This is a genomic window from Symploca atlantica LB2515, assembly GCF_052546295.1.
This window is the reverse complement of record NZ_JBQWMT010000001.1, coordinates 5,143,875-5,162,720: the sequence shown is the minus strand read 5'-3', so window position 1 is coordinate 5,162,720 and position 18,846 is coordinate 5,143,875. Positions and strand designations below refer to the sequence as shown.

Here is an 18,846-nt window from a genome sequence, read left to right as displayed (position 1 = left end):
TTGGTGCGGCTATAAAACTTTTGAGCTCTTTACTACTTGGCTCTATCTTTAGATTTTGCACTATCTTCAGTCTCTCCTCAATTAAAGGAGAAATACAGTTGTCGTATCCTGCTCGTTCTTAGTCCTGCTCGTTGTTAGTAAGGAGTATTAAGGAATATTAATAGAGTTAAAAACAATTGATAACAGGAACCGTAAGCTCTGATTCAAAGAAACTTGAGCATCTTTTCTCAAATATTTTTTGGTAACAATTGAATTTTTTAGAGTTCAGACAATATAGCTCACTGTCCGCAGCTTGAGGAAAAATTGCCGATGTACGCAAAATCACCTCTTAGGTCAGCACCCTTCTCTTCGTTTAAGATAATTTTGGGGAGTCAATCTGCTTAGTAATAATAAAGTATATGGGCAACGATAAAGTTTTGCCATCCTCCTCTAAGAAAATTTTAAAGTAACTGATTTTCTATAATTAATTAGCTATGTTCTCTAGGCTTTACTCAGTTTTGTCTAAAACCCCTAAGATGATTATCGATTGAACTCCTGACTAGGGCAGGTAGGTAAGCTAATAAACAGGAAAGCAAGTTAAGGCAGCAGGAAACATAGCTGATCAGTCAGGAGAGGGGAATTAGCAATTTTGATCGTGCTTGAGGAATCTGCAACTTAAAAATGGATTGCTCTAATAAGGTTAACGCTGGGAATATGTCAAGTCTGTTCATCCAGGAATAAATAGTTACAATAGAGTCACAGGTTCTACTGGGACGTTGGTGACTCACCGACTGAAACGTTAGTGATTGCCAAAAGCGTTTAATGATCTATGTCCTTAAAAATAAGGGAATTCCAGTGGTCTCGTGGCAGTAGACCGGGCATGTACCCGGAAACTTCAAACAAGATCAAGGAGTGCCCACCTGGTTCTTCCAGGTCATAAACTGAGGTAAGACGGCGTCCCGGTGAATCTTTAAAAATTACACAGCGAAGCTCCTTTGGTTAATCGAGGGTGCTTCGTTTGTGTTCTTATAGCAATTCATTGACCTTAAGCTCGGTGAGTCTTTCGGAAATTCAACAAGCTGTTTGAGTCTTTGCCTGTTTGTCCATATTTGGGGTTAGAGTTCCTCGGACACTTGCTCACAGAGTAGACAGGACAGTTCACGCTCTGTAATTTATTGAATAGGGAAAAGCCAGCTAGCTTCAATATAAGCTTAGCTAAGTAATCTAGCAGTGAGCGACCATTAAAAATGTGGGAGTTGCTCGGCAACTCACTACTGCGTTTTTATTAAATTTAAAATAGCACTCATGCCTCAAAATTTAACTTCTTATCAACAACAGACAATCCATCGTAATGTTCTAGATAACGGTATTGTTGTGCTTGCGGTAGAAAATCCAGCAGCAGATATTATTGCTACTCGTATTTTTCTCCGAGCTGGCAGTCAATGGGAGCCAAGAGAAAAAGCCGGGTTATCTAACCTGCTCTCCGCAGTACTCACCAAAGGCACAGAGCAATTGTCTTCTATAGAAATTGCTGAAAAAATTGAGTCAGTGGGAGCTTATCTGAGTGCCGATGCGGCTAGCGATTATTTTCTACTATCCCTCAAGACTGTTTCCAGGGACTGGCCCCAGATTTTACAGCTAGCAGGGCAGATTTTGCGATCGCCTAGCTTTCCCGAAGCTGAAGTGGAACTAGAGCGACAGTTAATCATTCAAGATATTCGTTCTCAAAAGGAACAGCCCTTCAGTGTTGCTTTTGACCAACTGCGGCAAGCAATGTATAAAAATCATCCCTATGGTGTCTCAGTTTTAGGAACGGAAGATAGCGTATCTCAACTCTCACGCTCTGACTTAGAAGAGTATTATCAAACCCATTTCCGACCCGATAATATAGTAATTAGCATCGCTGGTCGTGTGACTCCAGAAGAAGCAACAGAGCAGGTTGAGCGAATTTTTGGCGATTGGTTGCCGAACAAAACGCCACTGCCGACAAAAATTTTACCTTCAGTTCCCTTCCAGCCTTACCAGATCAAAAAGCCGCAAGAAACTAAGCAGTCAGTTGTGATGTTGGGTTATCTTGCACCATCCGTACAAGATGCCGAATTCGCTGGCTTAAAACTGCTAAACACTTACCTGGGTAATGGCCTTTCTAGCCGCTTATTCGTAGAACTGCGGCAAAAGCGAGGTTTAGCCTACGATGTTTCATCCTTTTATGCTACGCGTCAGTCAACTTCTACATTCATCACTTATATGGGTACAGCACCAGAAAATACGAACATAGCAATTGATGGTCTACGGGCAGAAGTTGAGCGCCTTGCCTCTAGTTCTTTAAGTGAGGATGAACTCCAGGTAGCTAAAAATAAGCTACTAGGTCAGTACGCATTAGGCAAGCAGACTAATTCCCAACTTGCCCAAGTTTATGGTTTGTACGAGATTCTAGGACTGGGAATTAAGTTTGATGACCAGTTTCAGCAGGACATTAACAGTGTTACTCCGGAAATGACTCAAGCCGCTGCAAAGCGCTATTTCCTTGAACCTTATGTGTCTTTAGTTGGTCCTGCTGAAGTCATTAATTAGCCAGGTACGCCTTGAGTTTAAGTAGTTTGTTCCAAATAAGTCAGTTATAAACATCACTATAAGTAACTTTTTCGGGAGCTTCGAGATTTCCTGAGTAGGCTCCGGTTAGTCATTCCAGAAATGCCAATAACTGGTAACTTCAAGAATACTTAGGGAAAAGGGCGTGAAAAACCATTCACCAAGCCAACTGATAACAGTACTATTTTTGCTGGGAGGAGTAAATTTAATTTCTTCTCCAGCCAACTCTCAAGCTGACTCTGCCTGTTTTATGGTTAATGATGACGGCAAAGTAATTGATCTAGGCAATCTTTGCACAGGAGAAAATTCTCGTGTCATGGAAGCCCAGATTAAACGCAGAGATAGAGGCATTCCTGTAATTGATGTCACTTTTAATGGACGAACTTTTGAAATGCTGTTCGACACTGGTGCTTCTGGCACTTCAATCACCCCGCAAATGGCACGAGCGTTGGAGGTGGCACCAGAAGGAACTACCCTAGTGGATACGGCAGGAGGCACTATTAGAGTTACTACTGCTCGTGTGAGTTCCGTAACAGCAGGAGGAGTTGTCGCCAACAATTTACTTGTAACTATTAACCCATCATTACCCATTGGACTCTTAGGACAGGACTTATTTGGCAATTACGATATCACTATCAAGCAAGATGTAGTAGAATTTAATCCCCGCTGATAGAGAAAGAACTGGGAGTGTTCCACGGTCGGGGAAGGGGAACAAGATTGACTGGGGGAAAGGAATCGCTGTAAATCCTAGATCATTCTTCAAAATGCAAGGCTGAACCGGGAAAAGGGCTATCCACAGTTCAAGAAGTTCTCTCATTCTGTAGGCAGCGTCAAGACTTTGGCATCAAGACGGCATTGTGTGTAGTGAAATCTAACGACTTGATTGCCGATGAAAGCTTGCAGGTGAAGAACCATAAGCTTGCCAAAAGAATCAGTGACGCCGCCTGGTCGCAGTTTGCTCAATGGCTGCAATACCTGGGGAAAGTGTAGGGAAAAACAGTGGTTACTGTACACGTTCCAGGATTTTTCAGCTTGCGGAAACAGGGTCAACAAGTCGCTATCAGTCAGAACTCATGTGTGCGCTTATGGCACGGTTTTAGACCCTGATCACAACGCCCCACGGAACATCTTGGCTAAAGCTTTGAGGCAGGCAGGAATTGATTTAAATACCGTATGCTCTAGGGAAATTAACGCTTTCGGACAGAACGACTTCTACTTGCGGGTGGTAACATCAACGAATAAGCCGACTGAATGATCAAAGAATCCTCGTGCGTTAACGTCGAGGAGTGTCAAAAAACGCCTCTATAAAGAAGCACAATGATTTAACTCAAATGGGTAAAAGCCAGATAGTAAATGCCTCTAAAGCCAGTTGGGCAGGAAATTTGAGCATGCTCAGCTTGTTAATATTTAATTTAGGAAATCTGCCAGTTTTTGCTGTTGAATCTAGATCATTTACCCAAACGGTGGCTCAGGCGATACCTGCTGCAACAATCAATCGACCAATCCTCAAAACTGGTAGCGAAGGTTCCTTAGTGTCGGAACTGCAAGCGGCTCTCAAACTGTTGGGGTACTACAGCGGCGTAGTGAATGGTGTTTACGGAGACAGTACTGCGATAGCTGTATCTCAATTCCAAAGTGCAGCAGGTGTAAGTGCTGACGGAATTGCTGGGCCAGCTACTTGGGAGCGTCTTTTCCCTGATACTCTGTCTTCTAGTACAGCATACGTTCCTGTACCTTCAAATAACTCAGTATCGGTGAGAAAGGCACCTTCTCGACCTTCTCTAAGTAACCCACAAGCTGCGGCAAGTAGACCCTACACAACTTTCTCTAATGACTCAGCATCCCCTAACTCAACCTCCCCTAACTCAGCATCTGCTTTCCCAGTTCCTTCGACCCTGCAAACCACAGCTAGTGTCCTCAATTCACCTACCCCTCCTAACAATCAGAGAGTTCCATTAGAAACAAGTTCTCAGTCTACGGCTGTTACTCTACCAATTCTTAGAGAGGGTATGGAAGGGTCTGCTGTTAAGCAGTTGCAAGAACGACTGAAAACCCTTGGTTTTTTACAAGGGTCAGTGGATGGTGTCTTTGGTTTATCCACCCAAGCCGCAGTGAAAGCTGCTCAACAGAAATTTCAGCTCGAGCCGGATGGTATTGTTGGGCCTGCAACTTGGAGCGTTCTACTGCGTTAGTTCTTCAATCAAAGGAAAAGTGCAACGCGCTGAAAAACCTTACACCAGAGCAGACTAACTATAGAAGATGGCAAAACTTTCAGATCAGAAAGGGAACCGACGACTGGCCGTGTTTCGTCTCGGTTCCCTTGCTGGTTCGCTCCTCACACAATAAGAATAGTAGGCTGTTTTGTCAAAATTGTCACTCGTTTTGCGAAAAGATTATTCCTTCTTTACAGATGTCCAGGAATAATACCTCTTGATCACAGTTAGTTGTGAGTAGATCAAAGTTCTACTGCTGCTGTTGCACTTAACACGTCTTGTAAGAGCGATCGCATTAACCCTTGAGTGATTGCTACTAATCCGAACCTTGCCTGAGCTAGCTTAGGGTTATCAAGCTTGACCTCTCCCCAAATGCGGCAGTGGCTGTAAAACTTTTCAAAAGCCTCACTCAAGTCATTGCCCTTTTTATGCCAATTACTGTGAGTTTGATTACTAAAGCCATCTTGCCAATCTAATATCTGGGTAATCAAACTGCACTCTGCCGGATGCACTAACCTAAGAGGAATTTCCACTGTGCCTTCTTCTAGTTTATCTTCCAGCCAGGGAATCGGATTAGGCTCTAGTATTTGTCCTTGGGGAGTTGAGAAATCTGCATCCCTGAGCTTAATTAAACCCTGTCGGTGAGCTAGATGCAGCAGCGAACAACAACGGGCATGGGTATACTGTAACTTAAAAAAATTATCAGCTTCTTTTGAAGTATCATCTAATGATTTGAGCTTAGTTTGTTCCGGTTCTTGAATTAAATGCTGTAACCAGCTAGCTAAACTGTGGTTACTGAGTTGGAAACTAATCCAGCCTGGGGGTATTACTTCAATCCTGAAGTTCAGGCACCGATCACTGGCACTCTGTTGATTAAAATCAGGGAAGGATGCTGTTAACTGATCAGCAAAATCGATAGCTCGGAGCTGTTTGTGGGATGCTAATTGAAGAGCGATCGCACAACGGTAAATTACACAAGTATTATGGGATAAGCGGTATAGAGGAATATCACTCGGCTTTAACTGTTGAGTTTCCAGTAAATCAGCCGTCGTACCCATACCGGACAACTCGATTGCAACCCAGAGGTTTTGCTGCAAGATTTTCTTAATAGCGATAGAATCGTGCAGCCACCTAACTCTGATAGAACAATACCTATGAGTATTTTTTGTTATTTTTGACTCCATGTAAAATCTAGAAAAACTAGCGTTGCCGTGACGCTCTGAACCTATGCACTCACCATCCTCTGCTTCAGAGGCCTCTCGACCTTTTTTGACCTGGCAACGGGTTCTTGACTGGGCGCAGGAACACTATCGTTATCGAGTTTTTGCTAGGGATGAGCGGATTCCTGTTCGTGCTGGGTTGTTGTATTTAGTACAACGAGGAGCGATTCGGTTGGTTGGTACTGCTCAAGTTAGTCCTAATTACGTCTCTCCATTGTCGCATCAGACGACAGAGGATACTTTTTTGGGTTTTGTTGCTGCTGGCCAGCCTTTTGAAATTGTGGCGCAATCACCATTTACACTTCAAGCTTATTCCCATGTTGAGCAAACTGCTGTGGTGTGGATGTACTGGAATGATTTAGACAACTGGCCTTATTTCCGGCGAGAGGTTTTAGAGGCATTTAGGTATCAGCATCAGCGCAAACTTCTTTGGCTAAGTACGCTGGGAAAGCGACGAACAATTGACCGATTAATGGGCTTTCTCAAACTCTTAATAGAGGAATTCGGTGAACCTTGTGATAGCGGTTACCGTCTACCTTTTTCCTTAACTCATGCACAGATTGGCAGCGCTATTGGCTCAACTAGGGTGACGGTAACTCGCTTAATGGGAAAACTGCGTCAAAGTGGACTTATTGGCACTCAAGGGGATAATCTGATTTACTTACCAGCTAATGCCTTACAAAAGTAGTTTGGGCATCAACTGTTTGCCAAATTTGGCATAGAGTGCAGGAATCACCAACAAAGTCAATGCCGTAGAAGTAAACAAACCACCCAAAACCACAATTGCCAACGGTTGCAGAATTTCGTTTCCAGCTCCATCGGCGATCGCTAACGGCAGCATCCCCAGTGCCGAAGTGAATGCTGTCATCAGGATGGCGTTCAATCGTTCTAGAGAACCGTTGACAATCACATCCTTGAGAAACATTCCCTGAGCAAACTTTTTGTTGTAATTGTCTACCAGCAACAAGCCATTGCGAACAGCAACGCCAAACAGGGTGATGAAGCCAATTAAAGAAGCCACTGAAATCACACCGCTACTCAGCGCGATTGAGACAATGCCACCTACTAGCGCTAACGGTAAGTTAATCATGATGGCGATCGTGGCAGGAAGCGATTTAACTGAGAAAAACATCAAAACTGTAATGACGATCGCCGCGAGGATACTATACACCAGCAGGCTATTAGTAGCGCGTTCCTCCGATTCAAACTGTCCACCGTATTGGATAAAGTAACCATTTGGCAACTGCACCTTTTGCCGAATTTGAGACTGAATATCGCCAACAACGCTGCCCAAATCGCGCTCTGCAACATTTGCCGACACGACAATGAGCCGCGAAACATCTTCTCGATTCACCACGTTTGGACCCATGCCGTAGTCTATTTCGGCAACTGTACTGAGCTGGATAGTTTTCCCCGTGGGGGTGGAGATGGGAATGGCGCGAATGGCATCTAAATTATTGCGAGCCTTTTCTGTCAGGGAGACGGAGATATCAATGAGCTGTTGGTTTTCTGCCACCTGCGACACCACCCGACCATTAAGAGCGGTTTCTACCACATCTGACAGTTGTTCCATGCTTAATCCATAAGTCGCAGCCGCCGCACGATTGTATTGGATTTGCACCTGACGTATGGGTAGCTGAGGTTCAAGCTGCAAATCTACAACCCCAGCAATCGGTTCGATGACATCGCGGACTTGTTCACCAATCTTGCGGAGTTCAGCTAAATCAGAACCAAAGATTTTTACGGCGATCGCGCTTCTTACTCCAGAAAGCACCTCATCCATGCGGTGAGAGATAAATCCGCCAATATTAGGTGCGACACCGCGCAACGTCAGGAAGGCTTCGCGCAGTTTTTTGATACTAGCTTCGCGGTCTTGCAGGGCGCGATCGCTCAGTTCTACATCCACATGCGCCATATTCACTCCAGCCCCGTCTGCATCACCTGGAGCGCGTCCTGCCCGCACTTGCACCCACTCATACAGGGGATTATCTTCGAGAGAATTGGAAAGCGCCATGCCTGCCCGATTAGTAATATCCAGTGAAACACCGGGAAACAATACCATTGAATTCACCAATGACTTTTCCTGAAATTCCGGCAGAAACACCCGCCCCAGGGAAGGAACGACCGCAAAAGCAGCCACCAAAGCAGCCAGTGCTAGACCCAAAACAATTTGGGGTGCTCGCAGCGATACATTGAGCAACGGACGATAGAGCCGTTCTGCCCAACGCGAAACAAAAGTGCCTTCCTGTGGCAAGGTTTGATTTGCCAGCAGAATCACACAAAGGGCAGGGGAAAGGGTCATGGCAACCAAAGTCGAGGCGGCGATTGAGAGCAAATATGCCAACCCCATCGGGGCAAAAATCCGTCCTTCCACGCCAGTCAAACTAAAAATCGGCGCAAAGACGACTACGATGATAACCGTAGAGAAAATCACCGCTAGCCGTACCTCTACAGACGTGTTATAAACCACTTCAAAGGGATGTTTAGGATTGCCCTGCGCCTGATTAGTGCGGAGTCCGCGATAGCAGTTTTCCATGTCCACAATCGCGTCATCTACGACTGAGCCAATAGCAACCACTAACCCGCCTAGGGTCATGGTGTTAATGCCCAAGCCAAACGCTTTGATGAACATTAACCCAATCAACAAGGATAGCGGAATCGCACTCAGAGTAATCACGGCGGTGCGCCAATTCATTAAAAACAGCAGCATAATCACCGAGACAATGATGATGCCTTGAATTAGAGAACCGCTGACATTGCCAATAGCAGAATCAATGAAGTTGGACTGGCGAAAGGTTCGTGCCACTTGCACATCAGCAGGAAAGGTTGACTGCAACGATCGCATCACAGCTTCCACCGCTTTAGTGACAGTGGGAGTATCGACATCGGGCTGTTTATTAATCATCAGCACCACCGCAGGCTGCCCGTTAAAGCTGGCATCCCCGCGCTTTAGGGCTGCACCCGTTTGCACCTGTGCCACGTCTTGGAGCAAAATCGGTTTACCATCCTGCACCTTAACCACAGATTGCTGCAAGTCTTCAATTGATTTCACCTGCCCAATACCGCGCACCAGCAGTTCTTGACCCCCGCCAATCAGGAAACCACCGGGAGCATTGGAATTCGCGCCTCTTGCTGCATTGGTGACTTCGGTGAGAGAGACATTACGCGATCGCAACTTTGCCGGATCGACGAGCACTTGTTCTTGGCGTTCATCTCCTCCATAAATTGTGACTTGAGAGACTCCCGGTACTGAGAGAATCTGATTGCTGAGGGTGACTTCCACCAGTCGGCGCAGTTCCATCAGCGAAGTTTTCCCCTGCCCATTGACGGTGAAGGCGTACTGCAAAATCGTGCCCAACGGGGATACCAGAGGCGAAATTTCTGGCGGATGAGTTCCTTCTGGAAGCTGATTGGTTACTTGCTGAAGCCGTTCTGTTACAGATTGCCGCGCTTTGTAAATGTCAGCATTCTGGTCAAAGACTACCTGCACCATCGATAGCCCTACCTTAGAGGACGATCGCACCGTCGTCACCCCTGGCAAGCCATTCACGGCACTTTCAATGGGTACGGTAATTTGCGTTTCCAGTTCCTCTGGAGCTAGTCCAGTCGCTTCGGTTTGAATATCCACCTGAGGCGGTGCAAATTCAGGAAACACATCCAGGGGCATCTGGGTAATACTGACAACACCCCATAGGGTAATTACAATAGCACCAACCACGATGAACCAGCGTTGGGTAATTGAGTTTTTGAGAGTCTGATTCAGAATCGTGTTCAACATCTTAAATTAGAAGCCCTCTTTGTTGTCAGAAAAGATGCTCTTTTTCTTGCGGCTACCCATGACAGCAATCGCACCGACTAACAGCACAGCCCCACCACCAACGGCAGCTAAAATCCCCATCGGCAATCCACTCTTTTGCGGTGCGACTTCCCTAGGCTGTTCGGTCATATTGCCAGAGGCATCGTGGCTATGAGGTAGGCCTTGGGCATCTGCCTGAGCATGAGCTTTATTGGTTTGAGGGGAAACGCTCAGATCACTGCTAGTGGCTACATCTGCGGTCTGGGTTTTACGAGATTCGGCATAAAGAGATAGACTGCCCTGAGTAACGAGTTTTTCCCCAACCGACAATCCTTGAGTCACTTCGATCAGTTCGTCCTTAGTCGCGCCAGTTGTAATTTCAACTGGCTCATAAAAATTCTCATACTGCACAAAGACTAGCTGCTTGCCGTTGGCATCCACCAATGCAGTAACAGGCACCATCACCCCTGCTCCACCCTCGGCAGACTGAGCGATCGGCGTGACAACAATGCCCAACAACTGATCAGTTTCGGGGTTGACTTCTACGCGCTGAATGCCCCCCGTTGCTTGAAACTCATCGCCATGTCCAACGTGAGCAAACACAACTGTGGGGGTACTGCTGGCTAAACTGGCTGCAAGAATGGAACTAATCAGTAGAATGGATTTCATAAATACCTCCTCACAATGGATACGGGTTAAACAAAAGTTCTCCATAGTTTGCCAAAGGGTAGATGAAATCCAGGTGAAATGGCAGCTGTTTTTGTAAGATCAGAGCTTCGTGGTTGATTTCCCTGAAGTGATGCGAATTTTACTGGTGGAAGATGAAGCAGAATACCCATCGGCAATCCACTTGCCTGCTGTGTGGTGTTATGGCTATGAGCTAGAATGTTAACTTTGTAACATTTTCGGTGTTCAAAATTCATGCAAAATATTCGAGGTCAAGATAGCTTGAGGTTGTTGGTGTGCCGATCTCAGTTTTGGAATGCTATTTGGGTAGACGCAGCTTCATCTTGCGCTTAACTAACATATGTCAACATTAAGCAACGTAGATATTGAAAAAGAAATTGGCAGCAATATTTACATATATCCATTCTCAAGAAGTAAGCTCAGAGGTGCAAGCTATAACCTCACAGCAAGTAAATTAGCATGGAGCTTACAAACTAAAAAAAGTATATACGATGCTCAAACTAATAAGTTAATTATTCCTAAACAGTCAACAGCTCTGATAGAAACAAACGAAGCTATTTGGGTGTCACTGAAAATAGCTGGAACTTATCATTCTAAAGTCGCTTGGGTTTCCAAAGGATTATCTCATATTGGCACAACACTAGATCCAGAATATGTTGGCTCCTCCTTAATTGCTGTACATAATCACAATGATCAAGATGTATCGCTGACTCCTGAAGTCGATACTTTCGTGACTCTAGTATTTCAATATGTGAAGACTAAAGCATCTGTTAAACCCGGAAATGATCCAGGTCGTCCGGATGTATTGCGTGCTTATCATCTAACCTCAGAAGAAGAGACTTGGTTGGATCAGGACTTTAGAAAAATTCCTGACAGTTTAAAAACGAAAATGAAAGAGAGTACAGACTTTCAAGAAATTTTAGATCAGCGCAAAGCTATTAAAACTAGATTAGGATCGAGTGCAGTTTATATTGTTTTGAGTATCCTATTTATTTCGAGCCTTGCTGCTTATGGTTTTTTAGCCTCACGAAAAGAAACCTTTGCTAACCAGCTTTGGTATGATCCTACAATGAATGCTCTTTTAGGTTCTACAATCGCCTTGCCTACTGCTCTTCTGACAAAATGGCTTTCTGATATCAGCAAAAACTGATGTATAAAGTTAGGGTGTTAAAGACTAGACTGAATTTCTAACCAAAGGGGAAGGTGTAGCGTCAAATGCAAAAGGTCAAAATTAAGATTTTGAGATTGGTCGATTCTGCTAGTTTGCCCAAGTATGAGCATGAAGATGATTCCGGATTAGATTTGTTTGCAATTGAGGAACGAGAGATTCCTCCTGGGGAGGCTATGCTTATAGGGACGGGTATTTCAGTAGAACTACCACAGGGAACTGAGGCGCAAATTCGACCTAGAAGTGGTTTGGCTCTTAAACACTCGATTACAGTATTAAATACTCCAGGAACCGTTGATGCAGGTTACAGAGGGGAGATTGGAGTAATCCTTATCAATCACAGCAAGCATTCTTTCAAAGTACTCAAAGGTATGAAAATTGCTCAGATGGTTGTTGCACCAGTAATTCGAGCTGAGATTGAGGAAGTTGATAGCTTGTCAGAGACTCTTAGAGGAGAAGGTGGATTTGGTTCGACTGGGGTTTAGTGAGAAGTCTGAGCCTGTCAAATAGGAGCATTCCGATTCATAAAAAATATTAGTCACATAATTCTACTCAGAAACGTAGTTTGGTTGACAAACCATTGCAAAAGCTGAGAGATGAAGCGTAATCTAGTTCGTAGCTGATGCGGCATAACAAGCCGGTTGGAGCAGACTGACAAAGGTGGTCGCAGCGATTATCTACGACCTTGAGAAAAGGAGGAGAGAATGAGTGTTTCCATTATCAATGAAGTAATCAAACGGCTAGAAATAATGCCGCAGCACTTGCAACAACGAGTGCTTGAATTTACTCAAGCGTTAGTAAAAGCTGAAGTTCGAGGAACTCCAGGGCAGCAATTGCTACGTTTTGCAGGTTCAATTCCTTCGGACGATCTCCAGGTCATGCGTGAGGCGATCAAGCAGGATTGTGAACGGATAGATGTCGATGAGTGGTAGGTATTTGCTCGATACCAACATCATCATTGCTCTTTTTGCAGATGAAGCGATCGTCAAAAGCAATCTTGCTCAAGCCAACGAAGTTTTCATTCCAAGTTTTGTGATTGGTGAGTTGTGTTATGGAGCCAGAAAGTCAGGGCGAGTTGAAGCAAATTTGGCAAGAGTTGATGAGCTAGTTGCTAGCAGCACGATATTGGGATGTGATGCTGAAACTGCACGGCAATACGGTGAGGTCAAAAACAAGTTAAGGCTCAAGGGTCGTCCGTTACCTGAGAACGATGTCTGGATTGCATCTCTTGCACTGCAACACGCTCTGATTCTAGTAACACGCGATGCTCACTTTCAAGAAGTGGAGAGTCTACAAACAGTAGCGTGGTGAGTAAAGCTGCCGCATAACAACCCGGTCGGAGCGGACTGCCGAAAGTCCTCAGTGTGGATGCAAAGGTTGCTTGCCGCCGCACAACTTCACCGTTAAATCGACCACTTCACTCAGTATACTTGCACTATATGCTACAAGAATCGGTAAGTGGCGTATTTAATGACCCGCTTCACCCGCCGCTAGTAAACATCTCGAACTCACAAACTACCTTGGGTAACTAGCTTTTCCCCAACTGGCAATTCTTTGGTAACAGTGATTAGTTCGCCTTTGGTCGCGCCAGTTGTAATTTCTACTGGCTCATAAAAATTCTCATACTGCACAAAAACTAGAGTCTGCCAAAGGGCAGATGAAATTGAGGTGAAATGGCAACTGTTTCGATAAAATCAAGCTCGTGGTTGATTTCCTCAGAGCAATGCGAGTTTTGCTGGTAGAAGATGAAGCGGATTTGGGACTGGCAATCAAGCAAGTCTTGGTTAGCGAAAAATATGTGGTGGATTGGGTGCCGGATGGTGCTCAGGCGTGGGACTGTCTCGAAAGCCAGTGGACTGACTACACGGTGGCAATCATCGACTGGCTTTTACCGGAGATGTCGGGATTAGAGTTATGTCAGCGGCTCAGATTGCGCCAAAATCCCTTACCCGTGCTGATGCTCACAGCCCTTGGCCAGCCTGAAAACCGCGTGGCAGGGCTGGATGCTGGAGCTGATGATTACTTGGTCAAACCGTTTGTCATGGAAGAACTGCTGGCGCGGCTGCGGGCACTTCAGCGGCGATCGCCCAACCTCCAACCACAATCGCTTACCATTGGTGCATTTACCCTGGATTACGCCAACAATGCACTATGCAACAAATTAACCCAACCCCCTCAAATGATTCCTTTAACGGTCAAGGAATTTCAAATACTCGCCTATCTAATGCAAAATCCCGATCGCATCATTGCAGGTAGTAAAATTCGCCATCAACTTTGGGATTTAGAAGAGGAACCAATGAGCAATGTAGTCGCGGCACAAATGCGGCTGTTGCGGCGCAAGTTAGCCAGTTATGGCTGCGACTGCCCAATCGAAACGATTCCCGCTCAGGGCTATCGATTCAACACATCTTTGTGAACAGCCACCATTATGAACAGCCATCAACTGTTTCGCCGCAGCCGTATCCGCTTAGCACTTTGGTATGCAGGAGTGATGGGGGTAATTTTAAGCCTATCTGGGTTTGGTATGTATCGAGCACTTGTTCAAGCAAACTGGGCAGCTTTGGAACGAGAAATTGAGTCGATTGCTGGAACGCTACATGATAGTCTTGAACCGATTCTGCCTGCTTCAGAAGACCCTACAGCGATTTTGCAGCAGATTTTGCCTGAATTGTGTTTGGTTGGACAACCCTGTAACACTAATCCAACGCTGATTCAAAGACATACGACGGGAATTAGCGATCGCAACACGTACTATATTCGCCTGTTTGATCATCAAGGTAAACTCCTCGCCTTTTCGCCTAATCAAGCCTCACATCTAACCCAAACCTTAAATCCGGCTACTTGGCAAACCTGGCGTAGTGCTGACGGCATTCGCTATCACCAATTCACCACGATTTTGCACAGCGCCAATACCCATCATGTGACAGCTAAAACTAGCTCCCATCCGTCCTGGGGCTACATACAAATTGGACGCACGCTAGAACCCTTCGATGCTGAAGTAAGACGGGTTCAATGGATTTTTGCAATCGGCTTTCCCCTTGCCCTCGGCTTGGTTGCTGTCTCTAGTTGGTGGCTTTCAGGATTGGCGATGCAGCCGATTTACCAGTCCTATCAACAACAGCAACAGTTCACTGCCAACGCTGCCCACGAACTGCGATCGCCCCTTGCCAGTCTTTTGGCAACGGTGGAAGCCATCTTACGAGTGCAGCCGTCAAATCAGCAGGATATTCCAACAATGCTCCAAACAGTTGAACGGCAGGGACGACGCTTGAGCCACTTAATTGCTGATTTATTATTACTAAGCAGTATTGAACAAAATACCTCTTCAGAACAGTTTAAACCTTGCTGTCTCAACGACCTGATTAGTGATTTATCAGAAGAGTTTTTAGAGCTTGCGGTCGCATCAGATATTAAACTCTCCAGCCACATTCCTGCTCATCTGATTTATGTTCTAGGACACGAGCAGCAACTCTATCGATTAGTATCCAACTTGATTGCTAATGCAATTCATTATACGCCGTCTGGAGGATGTATTAACATCAGTTTAGAGCAGCGAGATCGCACCTCATTTATCACGGTAAAAGATACCGGAATTGGAATTCCACCTACTGAGCAGCCCCGCATTTTTGAACGTTTTTATCGAGTTGATAGCGCTCGCTCCTGCAAAACTGGCGGCACAGGATTAGGGTTAGCGATTGTGCAAGCGATTACCCAAGTCCATGGCGGTAAGTTAAGCGTGGAAAGCCAACTTGATCAGGGTAGTACCTTTACGCTCCAGTTAGCCGCTCATCCTTTACAAATGTAAGTGCTAAAGCGCTGACAAACATCAGTTGTTTTGGGATTATGATGTCTGCATTGCTCAACTCAATGTCCGTATCTTGCCCAACGCTAAACTTCCTACCTGACCAAAAAAGTGTTACTGTTGCTTGTCATCGCGCCGATAAAACCGAAGGTATTACTGATCTCTAACCTTTGCCTCCAGTAAAAGTGACGTTTTCAATAAAGTAACGATTAAAAAAGGCATAAATACCAAGGGCGGGTAAGGTGAAAACCATAGAAGCCGCCATGATGTAGTTCCAATAACTGATGTATTCGCCCTTAAAAGTATTTAGTCCCAAAGGTAAGGTAAACATTTCTGGGTCAAAGAGGATTACTACTGGCATCAAGAAATTATTCCAGCTTCCCATAAATACAAAAACCGCCTGTGCTGCTAGTGCAGGCTTTGCTAAAGGCAATACGATGTGCCAGAAAATACCAAAGCGACTTAAGCCATCAAGTTGGGCTGCTTCCTCTAGTTCTTGGGGAAAATTGACAAAAAACTGCCTCATCATAAAGATGAAAGTGGCATTGATCATGCTGGGCACAATCATGCCTTGGTAAGAATTTAGCCATCCGAGAGCCTTGAGAATTAAAAAAGTCGGAATTAGGGTTACCTGAGCTGGAATTGCTAGCACTGCCAAGATCAAGAAGAACCAAAAACGTTTGCCTCGAAAGCTAATACGAGCTAGGGCATAACCAGCCATGGAATTGAGCAGTAAATTGCAAGTCGTTACGCTGACGGCAATCACTACACTATTGAAAAACCAGCGGAGAAATAGCGGTTCCTGTAGGAAAATTTGCCGATAGTTGTCAAGGGTAAACTGTTTAGGCAGGAAGTTTGTTCCACCACTGACAATTTCAGATAAGGGCTTAAAAGAGGCAGAAAGCGCCCACAAAAAAGGGATGAGCGTGACTATACCGTAAAGAGTCAGCAGAACATACAAAAGTCCTCGAAGCCAGAACATTCGCTTTTCTGGTACGCTAATAACGCGAGCCTGTCTGGAAGTAGATGTTGGTCGCTGTTTAATCACAGTTTTTCTCCTCCCAACCAGCGACGCTGAATTAGGGTTACGGAAATAATTAATGCTGCTAACATAAAAGCGATCGCAGCCGCATAGCCCATCTGCAAGTCTCTAAAAACATACTGATAGATCAACAGCACTACCGTCAGTGTGGCGTTATTCGGTCCTCCGGAGCCTCCAGAGAAGATATAGGACTGATCAAATAGCTGAAAGGTGCCAATTACTCCCATCGTGACCACGAAAAAAGTGACTGGTTTCAGCAGGGGAACTGTAATGTGGATAAACTGCTGCCACCAATTTGCCCCATCTAAAGTTGCTGCTTCGTAGACAGATTTAGGGATATCTTGGAGAGCAGCTAAATAGATCACCATATAAAACGGAGTGGTTGACCAGATATTCATCAGCATGATGCCTTTAAGAGCAACTGCTGGATCACCCAACCAGTTATAGGTTGGCAGTTGTAAGAAGGCAAGAAAATGATTGAGCAAACCATCGGTTTTATAAATCCACATGAAAATCAAGGTGAGGACGGCTGAAGAGGTAACTGTCGGCAGAAAGTAAATGATGCGCCACCAATTTTTCCCTTTAATCCCAGAATTAAGCGTCACCGCCAAAACCAAAGCCAGGATGGTTTGAGCGGGAACTACAATGGCAACATATTCGGCTGTGTTCTTCAGAGCAATCCAGAGGCGATCGTCAGCAACGAGGCGCACAAAATTACGAAAACCGACAAATTCGTACTCTATCCCACCTAAAAGTTGCACTTTTTGCCAGGAAAGGAAGATCGCGTAGCCAATTGGCAGCAGCACAAAGGTTCCCAAAATCAGAATCACTGGTGCCATAAACAGGTAGCCAGCTAGATCTTCTTTAATATTCATGGTGCGCCTGTTCAGTCGCCTGCTAATTCCCCACACGTCCCAGCCTCCTACCAGTTCAGAATTTACCCCTTGTGGCGGAGGGTAGTATTTGACTCCATCACTCATTCGCCTTAATTTGTTGATTAGCACTTTCCTGTGCTCTAACCATTGCCTGCTCCAAGCTTTGATCACCTAGGATGGCGCTAACGAACTGATTATCAAAGCTACTCATAATTGTCGGCAAATGTTCGCCTGCTTGCCAGGGCGTTGCATAGGCAATACCTGCTACAAATGCAGCCCTTAGGGGGTCTTGATTATAGCCTAGGGTTGCGGCAACGGACTTGCGAGTAGGGAGAGCAAACCCCGTACTAGTCCATTTCTGCATACCCTCTTTGCCCGTTAGGTAAGAGATAAGTTCCCAAGCCTCAGCTTTGTGCTGAGCCTGTTTGTTCATCACATAGGCCGCCGTAAATACCATTGTTCCAGGCTGGTTGTTGATACTAGGGACTTCAGACGTACTAAATTCTAGTTTGGGAAAGGTTGTAGACAGATAAGGAATTGCCCAGTTACCTTCAATTACCATCGCCACCTTTCCTTGACCGAACATTTCACTGCCCGAATTCGTCCCCACATCTGAGGGTTGAGCCGAGGAACGATCTTGACGATACTGGTCTACTACTAGCTGTAAGCCTTGGAGACTTGCTTCAGTGGCGAATGTAGCATAGCCTTGTTGATCAACCAATTGACCGCCAAATGCTTTTATTTTATAGGCTTGACGAGCTAGATTTGGTAGTACACCAAAACCATACTGGTCGGTTCGTTGGTCTTGGTTAATGTCAATCGTCAACTGTTTTGAGTAAGCTAGCAATTCATCCCAAGTAGTAGGAGAACTTTCTAAGCCTGCGGTTGCAAAAGATTTTTGATTGTAGAACAAAGCAAGCGTCGAATAATCCTTTGGTAAACCATAAATCTTGTCTTGGTACTTGAAAGCATCTAGCAGTTTGTCTTCAAAATCAGTCAAATCAAATTCTGGTGTGATGTAGGTTTCTAGAGGCTCCAGTACATTCTTACTCATTAAGAAAGGAGCTTCAAAGGCATCTAGATAAAAGACATCGGGTGCAGCTTCCCCAATTAGCCGAGTCTTGATCACGTCCATATATTGAGTAGAAATTAATTCATACTTGATTTTGATCTGGGGATGAGTTTCTTCAAAGTCTTGCAGTACCTGTTTCAAGAGCGCTTGCTCACTGGGACTTGCTCCCCAACCACTAAGTTTAATGATGACTGGGGCGTGAATGTCTGACTCTGGGATGAGCAAACAGCTCTGGTATGTGATGAGAATAAGGGCAATGGTCAGCGCCAGTGCCAAAAAATTAAGCAATCCCTTTTTCATAGTATTTCACATTTTAATTAAATAACCTAAAAGCAATATTTGGAAATCTGAACTTTTGTAGAGAAATGCAGGCTAAAATGACCAAAAGTTGATGTTAAAT

General features: G+C 45.0%; 17 protein-coding genes, 1 other RNA gene and 1 pseudogene. 12 read left to right on the top strand and 7 right to left on the bottom strand.

Features of this window, described 5'->3' with window-relative positions; genetic code table 11:
* The first annotated feature begins 764 nt into the window (after positions 1–764).
* The 5 genes from ssrS (at position 765) to ACT7WV_RS21490 (ending at position 4,763) form a co-directional block, all read left to right on the top strand.
* Positions 765–949, top strand: a non-coding RNA gene (ssrS, locus tag ACT7WV_RS21510) — 6S RNA.
* A 335-nt stretch (positions 950–1,284) separates the two neighbouring features.
* A complete protein-coding gene (locus ACT7WV_RS21505; protein ID WP_445104842.1) occupies positions 1,285–2,553 on the top strand; it encodes a M16 family metallopeptidase in 1,269 nt (422 codons plus the stop codon).
* Between the two features lie 163 nt (positions 2,554–2,716).
* Entirely contained in the window at positions 2,717–3,241 is a 525-nt protein-coding gene (locus tag ACT7WV_RS21500) for a retropepsin-like aspartic protease family protein (RefSeq protein WP_445104841.1), read from the top strand.
* Positions 3,242–3,435: 194 nt separating this feature from the next.
* Complete coding sequence (locus tag ACT7WV_RS21495) at positions 3,436–3,561, top strand: hypothetical protein (protein WP_445104840.1); 126 nt, start codon at positions 3,436–3,438, stop codon at positions 3,559–3,561.
* Positions 3,562–3,902: 341 nt separating this feature from the next.
* Positions 3,903–4,763, top strand: a complete 861-nt coding sequence (locus tag ACT7WV_RS21490) for a peptidoglycan-binding domain-containing protein (RefSeq protein WP_445104839.1) — start codon at positions 3,903–3,905, stop codon at positions 4,761–4,763.
* A 263-nt stretch (positions 4,764–5,026) separates the two neighbouring features.
* On the opposite strand, the gene ACT7WV_RS21485 is transcribed toward ACT7WV_RS21490, so the two are convergent.
* Positions 5,027–5,842 (bottom strand): DALR anticodon-binding domain-containing protein, encoded by an 816-nt coding sequence (locus tag ACT7WV_RS21485; RefSeq protein WP_445104838.1) that lies wholly within the window; start codon positions 5,840–5,842, stop codon positions 5,027–5,029.
* Positions 5,843–6,011: 169 nt separating this feature from the next.
* Here ACT7WV_RS21485 and ACT7WV_RS21480 point away from each other — a divergent pair, with 169 nt between their 5' ends.
* Positions 6,012–6,692 (top strand): Crp/Fnr family transcriptional regulator, encoded by a 681-nt coding sequence (locus ACT7WV_RS21480; protein WP_445104837.1) that lies wholly within the window; start codon positions 6,012–6,014, stop codon positions 6,690–6,692.
* Here the strand turns inward: ACT7WV_RS21480 and ACT7WV_RS21475 are convergent.
* Together ACT7WV_RS21475 and ACT7WV_RS21470 are read right to left on the bottom strand one after the other, a co-directional pair.
* Entirely contained in the window at positions 6,681–9,782 is a 3,102-nt protein-coding gene (locus ACT7WV_RS21475; protein WP_445104836.1) for an efflux RND transporter permease subunit, read from the bottom strand. The genes ACT7WV_RS21480 and ACT7WV_RS21475 overlap by 12 nt on opposite strands.
* Before the next feature lie 6 nt (positions 9,783–9,788).
* Positions 9,789–10,469 (bottom strand): efflux RND transporter periplasmic adaptor subunit, encoded by a 681-nt coding sequence (locus ACT7WV_RS21470; RefSeq protein WP_445104835.1) that lies wholly within the window; start codon positions 10,467–10,469, stop codon positions 9,789–9,791.
* A gap of 358 nt (positions 10,470–10,827) precedes the next feature.
* Between ACT7WV_RS21470 and ACT7WV_RS21465 the strand changes: the two genes are divergently transcribed.
* The 4 genes from ACT7WV_RS21465 (at position 10,828) to ACT7WV_RS21450 (ending at position 12,966) form a co-directional block, all read left to right on the top strand.
* A complete protein-coding gene (locus ACT7WV_RS21465; RefSeq protein WP_445104834.1) occupies positions 10,828–11,637 on the top strand; it encodes a dCTP deaminase domain-containing protein in 810 nt (269 codons plus the stop codon).
* Positions 11,638–11,702: 65 nt separating this feature from the next.
* Entirely contained in the window at positions 11,703–12,140 is a 438-nt protein-coding gene (dut, locus tag ACT7WV_RS21460) for a dUTP diphosphatase (RefSeq protein ID WP_445104833.1), read from the top strand.
* A 219-nt stretch (positions 12,141–12,359) separates the two neighbouring features.
* Positions 12,360–12,587 (top strand): hypothetical protein, encoded by a 228-nt coding sequence (locus tag ACT7WV_RS21455; protein ID WP_445104832.1) that lies wholly within the window; start codon positions 12,360–12,362, stop codon positions 12,585–12,587.
* On the top strand, positions 12,577–12,966 hold the full coding sequence (locus tag ACT7WV_RS21450) for a type II toxin-antitoxin system VapC family toxin (RefSeq protein ID WP_445104831.1): 390 nt from the start codon (positions 12,577–12,579) through the stop codon (positions 12,964–12,966). The genes ACT7WV_RS21455 and ACT7WV_RS21450 overlap by 11 nt, the downstream gene beginning before the upstream one ends.
* A gap of 200 nt (positions 12,967–13,166) precedes the next feature.
* On the opposite strand, the pseudogene ACT7WV_RS21445 reads toward ACT7WV_RS21450, so the two are convergent.
* Positions 13,167–13,301, bottom strand: a pseudogene (locus tag ACT7WV_RS21445) (cobalt transporter); the annotation flags it as partial.
* Positions 13,302–13,378: 77 nt separating this feature from the next.
* On the opposite strand from ACT7WV_RS21445, the gene rppA reads away from it, so the two are divergent.
* Positions 13,379–14,071: a two-component system response regulator RppA gene (gene rppA / locus ACT7WV_RS21440; RefSeq protein ID WP_445105709.1), complete on the top strand. Its 693-nt coding sequence runs from the start codon at positions 13,379–13,381 to the stop codon at positions 14,069–14,071.
* 12 nt (positions 14,072–14,083) lie between these two features.
* Positions 14,084–15,460, top strand: coding sequence for a two-component system sensor histidine kinase RppB (rppB, locus tag ACT7WV_RS21435; RefSeq protein WP_445104829.1), 1,377 nt, complete (start codon positions 14,084–14,086; stop codon positions 15,458–15,460).
* 160 nt (positions 15,461–15,620) lie between these two features.
* Here rppB and ACT7WV_RS21430 read toward each other — a convergent pair whose 3' ends face one another.
* From ACT7WV_RS21430 to ACT7WV_RS21420, 3 genes are all read right to left on the bottom strand, one after another.
* Positions 15,621–16,439 carry a carbohydrate ABC transporter permease gene (locus ACT7WV_RS21430; protein WP_463424290.1) on the bottom strand — a complete coding sequence of 273 codons (819 nt, stop codon included), beginning with the start codon at positions 16,437–16,439 and terminating at the stop codon, positions 15,621–15,623.
* A 62-nt stretch (positions 16,440–16,501) separates the two neighbouring features.
* The gene (locus ACT7WV_RS21425) at positions 16,502–17,374 is read right to left on the bottom strand and encodes a carbohydrate ABC transporter permease (RefSeq protein ID WP_463424289.1); all 873 of its coding nucleotides are present in this window, start codon (positions 17,372–17,374) and stop codon (positions 16,502–16,504) included.
* A gap of 97 nt (positions 17,375–17,471) precedes the next feature.
* Entirely contained in the window at positions 17,472–18,746 is a 1,275-nt protein-coding gene (locus ACT7WV_RS21420; RefSeq protein ID WP_445104826.1) for an ABC transporter substrate-binding protein, read from the bottom strand.
* Positions 18,747–18,846: the final 100 nt, after the last annotated feature.

What these genes read in the sequence shown, in the direction of transcription:
- ACT7WV_RS21425 (WP_463424289.1), bottom strand. Translation starts at nt 17,374, where the DNA reads ATGAATATTAAAGAAGATCTAGCTGGCTACCTGTTTATGGCACCAGTG.
- rppA (WP_445105709.1), top strand. Translation starts at nt 13,379, where the DNA reads ATGCGAGTTTTGCTGGTAGAAGATGAAGCGGATTTGGGACTGGCAATC.
- rppB (WP_445104829.1), top strand. Translation starts at nt 14,084, where the DNA reads ATGAACAGCCATCAACTGTTTCGCCGCAGCCGTATCCGCTTAGCACTT.
- ACT7WV_RS21480 (WP_445104837.1), top strand. Translation starts at nt 6,012, where the DNA reads ATGCACTCACCATCCTCTGCTTCAGAGGCCTCTCGACCTTTTTTGACC.
- ACT7WV_RS21465 (WP_445104834.1), top strand. Translation starts at nt 10,828, where the DNA reads ATGTCAACATTAAGCAACGTAGATATTGAAAAAGAAATTGGCAGCAAT.
- ACT7WV_RS21505 (WP_445104842.1), top strand. Translation starts at nt 1,285, where the DNA reads ATGCCTCAAAATTTAACTTCTTATCAACAACAGACAATCCATCGTAAT.
- ACT7WV_RS21430 (WP_463424290.1), bottom strand. Translation starts at nt 16,439, where the DNA reads ATGTTCTGGCTTCGAGGACTTTTGTATGTTCTGCTGACTCTTTACGGT.
- ACT7WV_RS21470 (WP_445104835.1), bottom strand. Translation starts at nt 10,469, where the DNA reads ATGAAATCCATTCTACTGATTAGTTCCATTCTTGCAGCCAGTTTAGCC.
- ACT7WV_RS21475 (WP_445104836.1), bottom strand. Translation starts at nt 9,782, where the DNA reads ATGTTGAACACGATTCTGAATCAGACTCTCAAAAACTCAATTACCCAA.
- ACT7WV_RS21450 (WP_445104831.1), top strand. Translation starts at nt 12,577, where the DNA reads ATGAGTGGTAGGTATTTGCTCGATACCAACATCATCATTGCTCTTTTT.
- ACT7WV_RS21455 (WP_445104832.1), top strand. Translation starts at nt 12,360, where the DNA reads ATGAGTGTTTCCATTATCAATGAAGTAATCAAACGGCTAGAAATAATG.
- ACT7WV_RS21420 (WP_445104826.1), bottom strand. Translation starts at nt 18,746, where the DNA reads ATGAAAAAGGGATTGCTTAATTTTTTGGCACTGGCGCTGACCATTGCC.
- dut (WP_445104833.1), top strand. Translation starts at nt 11,703, where the DNA reads ATGCAAAAGGTCAAAATTAAGATTTTGAGATTGGTCGATTCTGCTAGT.
- ACT7WV_RS21490 (WP_445104839.1), top strand. Translation starts at nt 3,903, where the DNA reads ATGGGTAAAAGCCAGATAGTAAATGCCTCTAAAGCCAGTTGGGCAGGA.
- ACT7WV_RS21485 (WP_445104838.1), bottom strand. Translation starts at nt 5,842, where the DNA reads ATGGGTACGACGGCTGATTTACTGGAAACTCAACAGTTAAAGCCGAGT.